This window comes from Bacteroides sp. RCH18 (assembly GCF_058231005.1).
The window spans coordinates 1,026,182-1,039,551 of record NZ_JBIPTC010000001.1 but is presented as its reverse complement, the minus strand read 5'-3'; the positions used below and the strand labels follow the sequence as shown (position 1 = coordinate 1,039,551).

Annotated in this window: 10 protein-coding genes; 1 reads left to right on the top strand and 9 read right to left on the bottom strand. The window is 43.4% G+C overall.

What is annotated here, in order from left to right; genetic code table 11:
- Nucleotides 1-3 precede the first annotated feature (3 nt).
- From ACHLI0_RS04055 to ACHLI0_RS04045, 3 genes are all read right to left on the bottom strand, one after another.
- Nucleotides 4-702 carry a DUF1963 domain-containing protein gene (locus tag ACHLI0_RS04055; protein WP_143919628.1) on the bottom strand — a complete coding sequence of 233 codons (699 nt, stop codon included), beginning with the start codon at nucleotides 700-702 and terminating at the stop codon, nucleotides 4-6.
- 1,055 nt (nucleotides 703-1,757) lie between these two features.
- A complete protein-coding gene (locus ACHLI0_RS04050) occupies nucleotides 1,758-2,684 on the bottom strand; it encodes a Ppx/GppA phosphatase family protein (protein ID WP_182423094.1) in 927 nt (308 codons plus the stop codon).
- Complete coding sequence (locus ACHLI0_RS04045; RefSeq protein WP_490748507.1) at nucleotides 2,681-4,798, bottom strand: RNA degradosome polyphosphate kinase; 2,118 nt, start codon at nucleotides 4,796-4,798, stop codon at nucleotides 2,681-2,683. The genes ACHLI0_RS04050 and ACHLI0_RS04045 overlap by 4 nt, the downstream gene beginning before the upstream one ends.
- Nucleotides 4,799-4,970: 172 nt before the next feature.
- Here ACHLI0_RS04045 and ACHLI0_RS04040 point away from each other — a divergent pair, with 172 nt between their 5' ends.
- The gene (locus ACHLI0_RS04040) at nucleotides 4,971-5,549 is read left to right on the top strand and encodes an HdeD family acid-resistance protein (RefSeq protein ID WP_113748420.1); all 579 of its coding nucleotides are present in this window, start codon (nucleotides 4,971-4,973) and stop codon (nucleotides 5,547-5,549) included.
- A gap of 280 nt (nucleotides 5,550-5,829) precedes the next feature.
- Here the strand turns inward: ACHLI0_RS04040 and ACHLI0_RS04035 are convergent, their stop codons facing one another.
- From ACHLI0_RS04035 to dapF, 6 genes are all read right to left on the bottom strand, one after another.
- Nucleotides 5,830-8,019: a glutamine synthetase III family protein gene (locus ACHLI0_RS04035; protein WP_258972981.1), complete on the bottom strand. Its 2,190-nt coding sequence runs from the start codon at nucleotides 8,017-8,019 to the stop codon at nucleotides 5,830-5,832.
- 55 nt (nucleotides 8,020-8,074) lie between these two features.
- Complete coding sequence (locus tag ACHLI0_RS04030; RefSeq protein WP_234118131.1) at nucleotides 8,075-9,532, bottom strand: ammonium transporter; 1,458 nt, start codon at nucleotides 9,530-9,532, stop codon at nucleotides 8,075-8,077.
- A gap of 88 nt (nucleotides 9,533-9,620) precedes the next feature.
- On the bottom strand, nucleotides 9,621-9,977 hold the full coding sequence (locus ACHLI0_RS04025) for a P-II family nitrogen regulator (protein ID WP_008763126.1): 357 nt from the start codon (nucleotides 9,975-9,977) through the stop codon (nucleotides 9,621-9,623).
- A 152-nt stretch (nucleotides 9,978-10,129) separates the two neighbouring features.
- Complete coding sequence (locus ACHLI0_RS04020) at nucleotides 10,130-10,855, bottom strand: hypothetical protein (protein WP_490748506.1); 726 nt, start codon at nucleotides 10,853-10,855, stop codon at nucleotides 10,130-10,132.
- A gap of 74 nt (nucleotides 10,856-10,929) precedes the next feature.
- A complete protein-coding gene (locus tag ACHLI0_RS04015; protein ID WP_490748505.1) occupies nucleotides 10,930-12,162 on the bottom strand; it encodes an LL-diaminopimelate aminotransferase in 1,233 nt (410 codons plus the stop codon).
- Nucleotides 12,163-12,226: 64 nt separating this feature from the next.
- Complete coding sequence (gene dapF / locus ACHLI0_RS04010) at nucleotides 12,227-13,030, bottom strand: diaminopimelate epimerase (protein WP_490748504.1); 804 nt, start codon at nucleotides 13,028-13,030, stop codon at nucleotides 12,227-12,229.
- Nucleotides 13,031-13,370: the final 340 nt, after the last annotated feature.

Genomic DNA, 13,370 nt, shown 5'->3' with positions numbered 1-13,370 from the left:
TTATTAATAAAAATCGCAATAGAGTTTCCAGTCTCCTGTTTGGCTGTTTTTAGCGAAATACATATTTCCACTATCCACAATTTCCAGATTTGCTTTTTCATCTGACGCTATTTGAATCAGAAATTCATATCCTTCACCAAAGTCTATTCCCGATTGAATAAAGTTAGGATAACCACCTATTTTATGTCCTTCGTTTATTTCCACATAATCGAAATAATCGGTTATTTCTCCCGATTCTTCCATTTCAAGAAGTTCACTTTCTATTTCAGCGGGTATGCCTCCTCCATCCCATACGGGATAATCTTCTTCAATCAATTGGCTTTTCAATGGAAATGGCTTTACGAATGATGCTTTATTTACTAAATCTTTTACGACTAATACATCATTCATTTTATATTCCCGAATAAGCCAGTTATCCCCATTTGTTACTAAATCCATAGGTATATCAGCAGACGCAAAAATAGTCAGCACTTTAGTGTCATGCAGGCTTGCCGGAACATAGGGCAGACTTTCAAGACAAACCTGAAATAATGGGATCATTAATTTACCATTGTTATCGGTTGGAATTTCTTCATCTTCTTTATAAAGATAAACTCGTCCAATCCAACTTTCTGTGTTAGAGTTTGTTGGTCTGAATCCACCTGTGGTGAAGTTTGTTGCTTTCTTTACAAGCTGTTTTTTTATTGCTGTAATTTTATCCATTCTATGATTCTTTAGTTTACAGGTAATGGTTGGTGAATAGCCGACTATTAGGGTCGCTTATTCGCTTGTTGTTAACTTTTTTATTTCATTTCCTCTCACATCAATATAAAGTAAGTCATCATGGTCTGTTATGCTATATAGCTCCATCAAATCAACTGTTACTAAATAATATTTATCAAGTCCTTCACAGTCACCTAATAAATGTATGTATATCAGACATTTTTGCTTTATAAACTATAATTATTGTCTCTAAAAATACGGTTTTGTTTAATTCCCTACAAAAGAAACAGGCAGTTTTTTCTTCCATCTAATAGAAAAGTGAAAAAAGTAATATATTGCATATTATATTTTAGAGACTATTTGAGTGCAGGTATTGATGATTGCCTTTATCATAATGTTCAGTGATAAGTCTTTATTCTGTCATTTGTTTGTAGAAAGACTCGATTTACTTTCCTGCCTGTTTTTTAATAATCTTCTGTTAGTTTGGAAAGATGGTTGAATTACCGCAAATATACGGGTGATTTGCATAAAATGACTGTATGGTTTGATGAAAAACACCGTATTGTTTGTGAAAAAGATGCGGATGAAGTAACCAAAAGATGCGGATGGTGTCACTAAAAGGTAGGTATGAAGTAAGTAAACCATTGCTATAGTGTCATCATACCGATAAAACTGTCTTTATTTAATACTTTTAGTCTTCTCTGTTTTCTATTTCGCTCTTTGGAAAGTTTAAGTGCTTAATGTTGAAAATAAACAGAATCAATGAAAATGTAATCATATAGATATGTAAGTAGACTATTATTCGTTAATAAGCACGGGATTGGATGCAACTGCTGAATTTCTGATATATGCTAATTGCCCTACAATCGCGAAAAAATATCAATAGTAGTATGACCGGCTAAAGAAGCTCTTCTTGATACATTACGAATTACAAACTGTCAAAAACAGACTTATCTTACAAACAGTCATTTTATACATGAAGAAAGATGGAAATTATAAAAAAGGCTCCTGATATCCGAATGACAACTTATTCGCATCAGGAGCCTTTTATCTATTTATTGAACCTGTGGAGCGACAGGTGTATTCATATTCTGAGTGTATAGGCTGTCGATAATCCCGTCGGACAGTCCGATGGTAGGTACAATGATTCCGGTAGCTTTCACATTCGTAGCTACTTCCAGAAATATCTCTGCGGCCGGAACGATGACATCCGCCCGATCAGGTTTTAGCTTATACTGTTTGATACGTTGCTCGGCAGGAAGAGCTTGCAATGCTTCGTAAATTTCACGTAGCGATTCGACGGGTAGGAGAGAAGCCTTTTTGTCTTTCTTGTCTGCCAAACGAAAAAGTTTATTGATGTTTCCTCCCGAACCGATGATGCTGATAGGCGCGTATTCCGCAGCAAGCCCTATGAGGTCGGTGCGTAAAGCCTCTTTTTCTTCTTCTTTCACCATGCCGCTGAGCATACGAACCGTTCCGATATTGTATGAACGGGAATTTTTCAGTTCACCGTTACTGATCAGATTAATCTCGGTGCTGCCACCACCGACATCTACATACAGGTAGTTTTGTCCGGAAGCAAAAAGTTGCTCGATATGGTTGTCATATACAATGTGTGCTTCTTCTTGTCCGTCGATGATATCTACGCGGATACCTGTTTTCCTGGCTATTTGTCGGGCGATGTCCTTTCCGTTGCGTGCGTCACGCATGGCGGACGTAGCACAGGCACGGTAATCTACTACGTCATATATCTTCATCAACTGTTTGTAGGCTTTCATCAGCCGGATCAGTTTCTTTTCTTTTTCAGCAGAAATAACCCCCATGGTAAAAGCATCTTCTCCCAGTCGTAAGGGGATACGGATGAGTTGTACCTTGCTCATTAATTCGGGAGCGTTTTCTTCGTTTACGCATTTTATCAATAGCCGTACGGCATTCGAACCTATGTCGATAGCTGCATAATTAACTTTCTTCATACTTATCATAATGTATTCTTGTATTTTCTATATAATTCTTCTTGCGAACGGAATACGACAGTGGCTGTCTCTGCCTCGGCAAGAGCAGGAGCGAAGTCTTTGCAGAGTGTGGAAGGCCGGTTTTCCCAAGGTCGGTTTTCTCCGGTACCGTCTACGATACGCCCTTTGGCCGTATCCCGATATCCGTAGCAGACAATTCGTTTTAAGTCTGCCTGTACATCTTTGTCGTACACCGGAGCCAGTACTTCGATCCGGTTATCAAGATTGCGGGGCATCCAGTCGGCAGAACCGATATAATATTTTTCTTCTCCGCCATTGGCAAAGATAAAGATACGGGAGTGTTCAAGATATCGGTCGATAATACCGTTGATATGGATATTTTCACTGATACCTGCGATGCCTGTCACCAGCGAACAGTTGCCGCGTACTACCAGTTCCACTTGAACTCCGGCTGTCGAGGCTTCGTAGAGTTTTTCTATAAGCGCACGGTCGGTAATATGGTTTACTTTTGCCAGAATATAGGCTTCTTTCCCTTGTTCCTTGTTCTTTATTTCCTTGTTGATGAGAGCAATCAGACGTTTGCGCATATCGTTGGGCGAAACCAGTAATTCTTTGAAATTGACGGGAGTGTATGGTTTCTCGATAAAATCGAAAACGGCATTCACTTCCCGTACCAGCGGGCGATGGGCGGTCATGATGGTATAATCGGTATACATACGTGCGTTTCCTTCATGAAAGTTTCCTGTGCTGATGCAGGCAATGTCTCCGTGACGGGTACCGATATGTACCAGTTTGGAATGAATCTTCAGTCCCTCCACTCCGAAGATAACGTGGATGCCTGCGTCCTGCATTCTTTTGCTCCAGTTGATGTTGGATGCTTCGTCGAAACGTGCCAGTAGTTCGATGACCACCGTTACTTTCTTCCCGTTTTTGGCTGCGCAGATCAGTGCTTTGATCACTTTTGATTCTTTAGCGAGCCGGTAAAGTGTCATCTTGATACTTTTAACTTCTTTGCTGATGGCTGCTTCACGAAGTACGCGGATGAAAGTATCGAAGCTATGGAATGGATAATGCAGGGAACGGTCTTTCTGACGAATCAATGTGAGCAGGCTTTCTTTGCCGTTTAGTTCGGGCTTGAAAACCGGTTCCCAGACGGGATACTTTAAGTCGTAGCGACCGCACACCGGAAATTTCATCAAGTCTTTGAAGTTATGATAGCGTCCTCCTGCCACACGGGTGTCGTTTTTGTCTACATTCAGCCGGTCAACTAATCTTTTCAGTAAATCTTTGGGAATCTGTTCGTCATAAACGAATCGAATCGGTTCTCCTCTCTTCCGGCTTTTCACTCCTTTTGAAATCTTCTGAAGTACGCCTGTCCGCAGGTCGCTGTCTATCTCCATTTCCGCGTCTTTGGTGAATTTAAAGGTATATGCCTCGTAATCCGTATATTTCATGCCGACAAAAATCAACGGTAGACAATAGCGGATCACATCATCGAGAAACATCAGATATGTTTTCCCCTCCGAGTCCGGCAATTGGATAAAACGGCCATATTCTTCAGTGGGCAATTCGATCACTGCATAATCTTTCTCTTTTATTTTTCCTGTTTCGTCTTTACGAAGCAGGCGGATGGCGAGATAAATATCTTCGTCAGTCTGGTCGTCCAGCGGTCGGGCTCCGTTGAGGAAAAGAGGGGTGGTGGAGCCATTCAGTTTATTGCGATAGAAGGAGGTGATAAATGTCTTTTGGTCATCCGTCATTTCGGTGTCTTTGATGACGCAGATGTTCTCCTTCTTCAGTTCTTCCATGATAGAAGCGAAAGTTTTTTCAAATTGTTCGTAGAAGCGGTTGTGTAGTTTGCTTATCTGCTTCAGTGTGCGTGTAGCCGTTTCTTGTTCTTTCTGTATGTTTTTATCTGCATATTCGATGATCCGGTTCAGCGTGGCTACGCGGACACGGAAAAACTCATCCAGATTATTGAAATAGATGCCAAGAAAAGTCAGGCGTTCCAGAAGAGGTACTTCCGGACGGGCAGCTTCGAGCAGGATACGCTGATTGAAGTACATCCAGCTGATGTCACGTTCTACATAAGGGCACTTCTTTTTTGTTTCGCTTGATTTCATGATGAAAAACCTGTTTATTAATTTTCTGCAAAAGTATCTAAGTGAGGTGTAATGGCTATAACGATTTTGTTACGAACTTATTACAATCTACGTTTGTTATTTTTATATGTGAATAGAAACACTTATATTCGCAAAAGTATTGAAATGTACTTCGTTAAAAAATATAGAATATATGAAAACAATGAATTACTCTCTGGTTCGCATTTTGTTTGCGCTTGTCATAGGTCTGGTGTTGGTACTTTGGCCGAATACAGCAGCTAGTTATATTGTCATTACGATAGGAGTGGCTTTTTTAATTCCCGGTGTCATCAGTCTTTTTAGCTTTTTCGGACGGAAAAGATCGGAACATGAACCGGCTCCCCGCTTTCCTATCGAGGGAATCGGCAGTTTGTTATTCGGACTTTGGCTGATTGTGATGCCTGAGTTTTTTGCGGACGTCCTGATGTTCCTTTTAGGCTTTATCCTGATCATGGGAGGTGTGCAGCAGATCGCTTCTTTGTCGATGGCCCGTCGCTGGACACCTGTTCCGGGCATTTTCTATCTGGTACCTTCATTGATTCTTATCGCAGGTGTTATTGCGCTGTTCAATCCGACGGGAGCACGTAATACTGCTTTCATTATTATCGGTATCAGTAGCTTGGTTTATTCTCTGTCCGAACTGATCAACTGGTTTAAGTTTGCACGCCGTCGTCCTAAGACTCCGGTTACGCCTCACGATGAGGATATTGAGGATGCTAAGATTATAGAATAAAAAAGAAGAGGACTACCGTCACGGTACCCCTCCCCTGCAAACTTAAAACAACCAACAAAAGAAATAGATAATTTCTATCTTAATGTAGGTGTGTCAAAAGTCAAAAGTAACTAAACTCTCCTCCTTCGGGAAGGAGGAGTACCCGTAGGGGGAGGTGGTAGGTGAATACATAAGCTATTGATATTCAACTGTGAAGTACACCTACCACCCCGGCTTCCAGCCACCCCTCCTTCAGGAAGGAGGGGAATTTAGTTACTTTTGACACACCTTCATTTCTTTTTTATCTTACAAACAACAGTTCTCTGTATTTCGGCAGTGTCCACATCTGGTTGTCTACGATTAGTTCCAGCTTGTCAATGTGGTAACGAATCTCTTCCAGTGCCGGAACGATTGTATCGTGGTAAGCGATCGCTTTTTCGCGTTCGCTATCGATCTTGTTCGCCACTTTTCGGGCTTCAATCATTGCATCTACGTGCTCTTTGATGAAGGCGGTGCGGTCGGCGATTTCTTCGATCAGTTCCAGATTCTTGGCAGATAGTCTGCCTGCTTTATCTGCCGGAAATAAGGACTGCATTTTATAGACATTATTAATCAGATCCGTCTGATATTGAGTAGCGACCGGAATAATGTGGTTCATTGCCAGGTCACCTAATACGCGGGCTTCAATCTGAATCTTTTTCGTGTAAGTTTCCCATTTTACTTCGTTGCGGGCTTCCAGTTCCTTTTTCGTCATCACACCGATTGCTTCGAACATAGCAATTGTCTCCGGTTTCAGATAGTTGTCGAAGATAACGGGAACACTTGTTTCACAGTCCAGACCTCGACGGGCGGCTTCTACTTTCCATTCGTCGCTGTAGCCGTTGCCATCGAAGTGGATAGCCTTACATTCTTTGATATATCCGCGAATTACTTCAAGGATAGCGGAAACTTTCGGTTCTCCCTTTTCGATCAGAGCGTCTACATCCTTTTTGAATTTCATCAGCTGTTCTGCTACGGCAGCGTTCAATGCAATCATGGCACTTGCACAGTTAGCCTCAGAACCCACGGCACGGAACTCAAACCGGTTTCCGGTGAAAGCGAAAGGAGAGGTGCGGTTGCGGTCTGTATTATCAATCAGCAATTCGGGGATTTGGGGAATATCCAGCTTCATTCCCTGTTTTCCGCTAAGGTTGATCAGATCGTCTTTGGTGCTGTTCTCGATATGATCCAATACCTGTGACAACTGTTTGCCGAGGAAAGAAGAGATGATAGCGGGAGGTGCTTCATTGGCTCCCAGGCGATGAGCGTTGGTAGCGCTGGAAATAGAAGCTTTCAGTAATCCGTTGTGACGGTAAACTGCCATCAGCGTATTCACTACGAATGTGACAAAGCGCAGATTATCTTCCGGCGTCTTGCCCGGTCCCATCAACAGGATACCTGTATCGGTTCCCAGTGACCAGTTATTGTGCTTGCCGGAACCGTTGACACCCTTGAACGGCTTCTCATGAAGCAATACACGGAAACCGTGACGGCGGCTGACTTTACGCATCAATGACATGATCAGTAGGTTATGGTCATTTGCCAGGTTGCATTCTTCGAAGATAGGAGCTAACTCAAATTGGTTCGGAGCTACTTCGTTATGACGGGTTTTTACAGGAATACCCAGTTTCAACGCTTCAATTTCAAGGTCTTTCATAAATGCGGCCACACGGGTAGGGATGGCACCGAAATAGTGGTCTTCCAACTGCTGGTTCTTGGCACTGTCATGTCCCATCAATGTGCGTCCTGTCATAAGTAAGTCCGGACGTGCGGCATACAAACCTTCATCTACCAGAAAGTATTCCTGTTCCCATCCCAGATAAGCAACGACCTTCTTTACTTCAGGATTGAAATAGTGGCAGACGGCAGTTGCGGCTTTATCTACGGCACGCAGAGCTTTCAGTAACGGTGCTTTATAATCAAGGGCTTCGCCCGTATATGCGATAAATACAGTCGGGATGCAAAGCGTATCATCTACGATAAATGCGGGTGATGATGGGTCCCATGCGCTATATCCGCGTGCTTCGAAAGTATTACGGATACCGCCATTCGGGAAAGAAGAAGCATCCGGCTCCTGCTGTACCAGCAGTTTGCCTGTGAACTCTTCCATCATGCCTCCCTTGCCGTCATGTTCGACGAAAGCGTCATGCTTTTCTGCCGTACCTTCGGTGAGCGGTGCAAACCAGTGAGTATAATGAGTGACACCCATTTCGACAGCCCATTTCTTCATTCCGGCAGCTACTTCATCGGCGATGCTGCGGTCTAGCGGGGCACCATTGTCAATAGCGTCAATCAGTGCGTTGTATACCTTGCTTGGAAGGTACTTGAACATCTTTTCCTTGTTGAACACATACTTACCGAAGTATTCCGAAGGGCGTTCGGCAGGTGTTGCTACTTCAACCGCTTTCTTCTTGAAAGCTGTCTCTACGACTCTGAATCTTAGTTTTGACATAATACCTAATTTGATTTGTTGTTAAATATGTTAGAGTGAAATTTTCTTTTTTAGCTTAGTTGTAAGCAGATTCTCCGTGTTCGTAGATGTCGAGACCTTCTTCTTCGACACGTGCCGGAACGCGAAGCCCGTGAACCTTGTCGAGTACCTTGAAAATAATGAATCCCATACCTGCCGCCCAGACTCCGACAACAACCGCACCGAAAAGCTGGGCACCCAGAAAGCCGGCTCCATGTCCGTAGAACAACCCCTCACTGGTAGAAAACAATCCTGTGAGCACTGTTCCCAAGAAACCACAAACCCCGTGTACAGAAGAAGCACCGACAGGATCGTCAATCTTCAATACCTTGTCAATAAAGTCGACTGCAAATATCATGACTACACCACAAATGGCACCGATTAATACTGCTCCTGAGGGAGCTACAGCGTCACATCCGGCTGTGATACCTACCAAACCTGCCAAAACACCATTCAGTGTCAGTGATAAAGACGGTTTGCCATATTTCATCCAGCTCATCGCCAGTGCAAAGAAACCACCGGCACATGCCGCCAGATTTGTTGTCAGAAATACATGAGAGATAGCCATTGCATCTGCTTCAGTACTTGCTGCCAACTGTGATCCGGGATTGAATCCGAACCATCCGAACCAAAGGATAAATACACCCAGTGCGGCAACCGTCAGATTGTGTCCCGGAATAGCTCTTGACTTACCGTCTTTGCCATATTTACCGATACGGGGACCAAGAATAGCAGCGCCTACCAAAGCAATCCAACCACCAACGGAGTGGACAATCGTTGAACCGGCAAAGTCATGGAACGTCGTTCCGAAAAGATTCATCATGAACGAACCTTCTTCTCCGTTCATCAGCCAGCCGCCACCCCATGTCCAGTGACCGGAAATCGGGTAAATCAGTACGCTGATAAAGATGGTATAGACCAGATACATGGAGAACTTGGTGCGTTCCGCCATCGCTCCCGATACAATCGTGGCTGCCGTTGCGCAAAATACTGTCTGGAAAACCAGAAATCCTTCTCTGGGTAAATCACTGTCGAGGAATGACAGATCAAAGAAGTGTGGCATTCCGATGAAACCTCCTGCGCCAAACATCAGACCGAAACCGATGAACCAGTAGAGCAAGGAACCGAACATGAAATCCACAAAGTTCTTCATCAAAATGTTGGCGGTATTCTTGACTCTGGTAAAACCCGCCTCAACCAATGCAAACCCCGGCTGCATAAAGAATACAAGCATTGCCGCAAGCAGCATCCAGACTGTATTCAATCCTAATGCCAGTTCCCCGATCGTATCGGGAGTTGTTTCGGCGGAAGCAGTGGCGGCTTCAGCAATTTCAGGTGTAGTTCTGACTTCAGTAATTGTCTCCGTAGCTGTCATAAAAGTATCTGCATCAACTGCTTCCTGTGCAAAAGCACTGGTTGCGAAACAGCAGAAAATGAACATAGCAGTGGCTATCCACAGCTTTGTGAAGCTGTGTCTCTTATATGTTTTATCCATAATGATTATCTTATTTAATACCTGTTTTTATAATATTATCATCCGAAAGGAAATCTGGCCCGGCACCTTGCCGGTTGCCGGGTGTCGGTTAGCGTTCCTGTTCGGCGTTATAGAGAGCGATGTCGCCACGTTCGGCGGTGCGGATGCGGATGGCGTCCTCGATAGGAATGACGAAAATGCGTCCGTCACCGATCTCTCCGGTTTGTGCGGCTTTGATGATAGCCTGTACGGTCTTTTCTGCATTTTTGTCGCGTACTACAATAGAAACCAGAATACGTTCGATAGTGCTGGTATCATATACCACTCCACGATAGATACGTCCTTGCCGTGCTTTACCGATCCCTCTTACATCGTAGTAAGAGAACCATTCAATGTCCGCTTCGAGCAGGGCGTCTTTCACGTCCTCGAATTTGGTTTTACGGATGATAGCTTCAATCTTTTTCATATACCTTAAATATTAGTGTTGACCTGTAAAAAGAAGAGGTATAGGGGAGGTGGCAGCCATCGCAGGTTACCATACAACAAACCGATAAAATCTAAACTCTAACTACCTTCCTGTTCCCTATACGCTCTTTGACTATATAAACTCTCTCTCTCTTAAAAACTTAATCCGAATGTGAAGTAAGCGCCTTCCGTACGTGGATTTACTGATACTTTGGCAAATGCCGGAACCGAGAATGAATCAGTAACCCTGATCTCCTTGACAGCTCCGAGACTGATGTCGGAAACGCAGAATCCACTTGTGTATACATTATAAAAAGTCGTCTCCCAAGGTACCATTCCTACATCTACTGTCCAGTCAAGTCCTCCAAGGCTGAACGGTGCACTAAGTGCGAGGTAGGAAGAATAAGCCCTTTTCCCATTTTCTTTAACTCCGTCGGCACCTGCAAAGTTCGTGTACCAGTTGACTGCCAGCGGACCAAAATCATATCCTACCTGTGCCTCAAATACATGAGCGGTTGAATGAGCGCCATATTTGAAATACTTGTTGGAAGGTACCTGAGTGTTGAACCAGTAATCCGTTACCGAGATGCTGAAACCACCGGTTGAATAACCGAGAGTCAAATCGAACTCTTTAGTATCCGATGACTCAAACCCTACCGATCCCCATGCTCCGAGTGAAAGTCCTTTGTAAGAGATTCCTAATGAAGGCTGGATGCTGACTCCGCCTAAATCCTGACCACGCCAGATATAACCACTTACCAAATCTGCTCCTACGGAGGCTTCTACTTTATCCTGTGCCATCATACCGGATGGCACAAGTCCGATCAGTAATAACGCTACTGCTATGCCCCTCAATTTTTTGTTAATCGTCGTTTTCATCGTCTTTTTACCTTTAATAGTTAGAAAAATGTGGATGTACGGTCCAATGTTATATAGTAGCGCGCAAAATACTATCAAAGCCAGTTCTTTATTCTTCTCATTGCTTCCATACAATCGTTGTGATTGCCGAAGGCTGTCAGTCGGATATATCCCTCACCGCTGGGGCCGAAACCTACACCGGGGGTTCCTACTACGTTGGCTTCATACAACATCTGTTCGAAGAATCGCCAGGAAGAGAGTCCGTTCGGGGTTTTCACCCATAAGTAGGGAGCATTGACTCCTCCGTATACTTTCAATCCGGTAGCTTCCAGTCCTTCCTTCATGATCTTCGCATTGGTCATATAATAGTTAATCGTTTCTTTAATCTGTGCTTTGCCTTCTGCACTGTAGACGGCTTCCGCTGCACGTTGTGTGATGTACGAAGTACCGTTGAATTTAGTGCACTGGCGGCGGTTCCATAATTTGTTGAGTGGAATCCGGTCGCCTTCCAGTGTGGCAGCTGTCAGTTCTTTCGGGACTACGGTATATCCGCAACGTACTCCGGTGAAACCGGCTGTCTTTGAGAAACTGCGGAACTCAATAGCACATTTCTTGGCTCCTTTGATTTCGTATATGGAGTGGGGGACATCCGCATCCTGAATATAGGCTTCGTATGCGGCATCGAACAAAATCAGTGTATCATTTGCCAATGCATAGTCTACCCACTTTTTTAGTTCCGGTTTGGTCAGTGTCGTCCCTGTCGGGTTGTTCGGGTAGCAGAGGTAAACAATGTCTATCCGTTTGTCGGGAATCTCCGGAATGAAGTCATTCTCACTTGTACAAGGCATATAAGTTACATTGCTCCATTTGCCTGTTCCTTCTTCCAGCACTCCGGCACGTCCGCACATGACGTTACTGTCAATATATACCGGATAAATAGGGTCTGTTACACCGACACTATTGTCGTGGCGAAGGATATCGCCGATATTTCCGGTATCACTTTTTGCTCCGTCGCTGACGAATATTTCTGATGGTGAGAAATGAATGCCACGTGGGGCGAAATCATTCTTTATAATAGCTTCAATCAGAAAATCATATCCCTGCTCAGGACCATATCCGCGAAACGTATCTTTCCTTGCCAACTCTTCCACTGCTTTGTGCATAGCCTCGATACATGCTTTGGGAAGCGGCTGGGTGACATCTCCGATACCTAACCGGATAATATCCTGCTTCGGATGCGTTATTTTGAATGTATTTACCTTCTTCGCTATATCCGAGAACAAATAGCTCCCCGGTAATTTCAAAAAATGTTCGTTTACTAATGCCATATTGTTATTGTTTTAAGTTTCTGCAAAACCTGTTACCTATTACCTAATACTTATTACCTATTACCTATCCCTCCATCTCCCCATCAAAAACTTTAGTTGCCGGTCCTGTCATCAATATGTGTCCCGTTGCTTCTTCCCATTCGATGGTGACGGTTCCCCCGTCCATTATTATATCACATTTTCTTCCTGCCAATCCGTGGAGAACAGCGGCTACAGCCGTGGCACAAGCACCTGTTCCGCAGGCCTGGGTGATTCCTGAACCTCTTTCCCAAACTCTCATCCGAATGGTGTCTTTACCTACGATCTGAGCAAACTCTACATTTGTCCTGTCCGGAAAGAGATGATAATTTTCTAACTGCGGACCAATTTCCGGCAGATTGATTTGGGTAATATTTTCTACAAAAGTTACCAGATGCGGGTTTCCCATTGATACCCGGGTAGACTGAAAAGGAAATTGATCGCTGAAATCTACCGCTTCCGTTTCCAGAGGACTACCCATATCTACAGTAACTGCCGTTACCTTTCCTCCTTCTACATGTAATTTCAGAACCTTAATGCCCGAACGGGTGTCAAGTGTGATTTCCTTTTTGGCAGTTAATCCGTATTCGTATACATACTTGCCTACACAACGGCTTCCATTGCCACACATCATTGCTTCCGAACCATCTGCATTAAATATACGCATACTGAAATCTGCTTTGTCAGAACTGCCAATCAATATAAGTCCGTCACTTCCAATTCCCGTATGAAACTTGCTCCATTCGATTGCTTTCTTTTCAGGGTCTGCTATCGGATATCGGGTAGTATCTACATATATGTAGTCATTACCTGCTCCATGCATTTTTGTGAACTTAATCTTGGTTGTCATTTTGTTCTTTATTAATTGGTTGTTGTATCCTTTTGTTTTATTACAATGCAAAGATATGACTTTTTGATTTATCTTTTGATAAAAAGATGTCTAATCTCTATTTATTTTATATAAACTTACAATCGCAGGATATAAAGCCATGTTTCGTTATAAATTGAAATTATACACACCCTTATATTAATAAACTGTTATTTAGCTTATTTGTTTTGCATATCCTAATATATGAAGAATATTTGGGGTAAATCAGTCCTTGTATTCGATCTAAAATGTGAATTTTCGCTTTTACAATAGGTCGATATGCTAGTGATTTTCGCTTTTATATATCATATTGCTTGTTTGC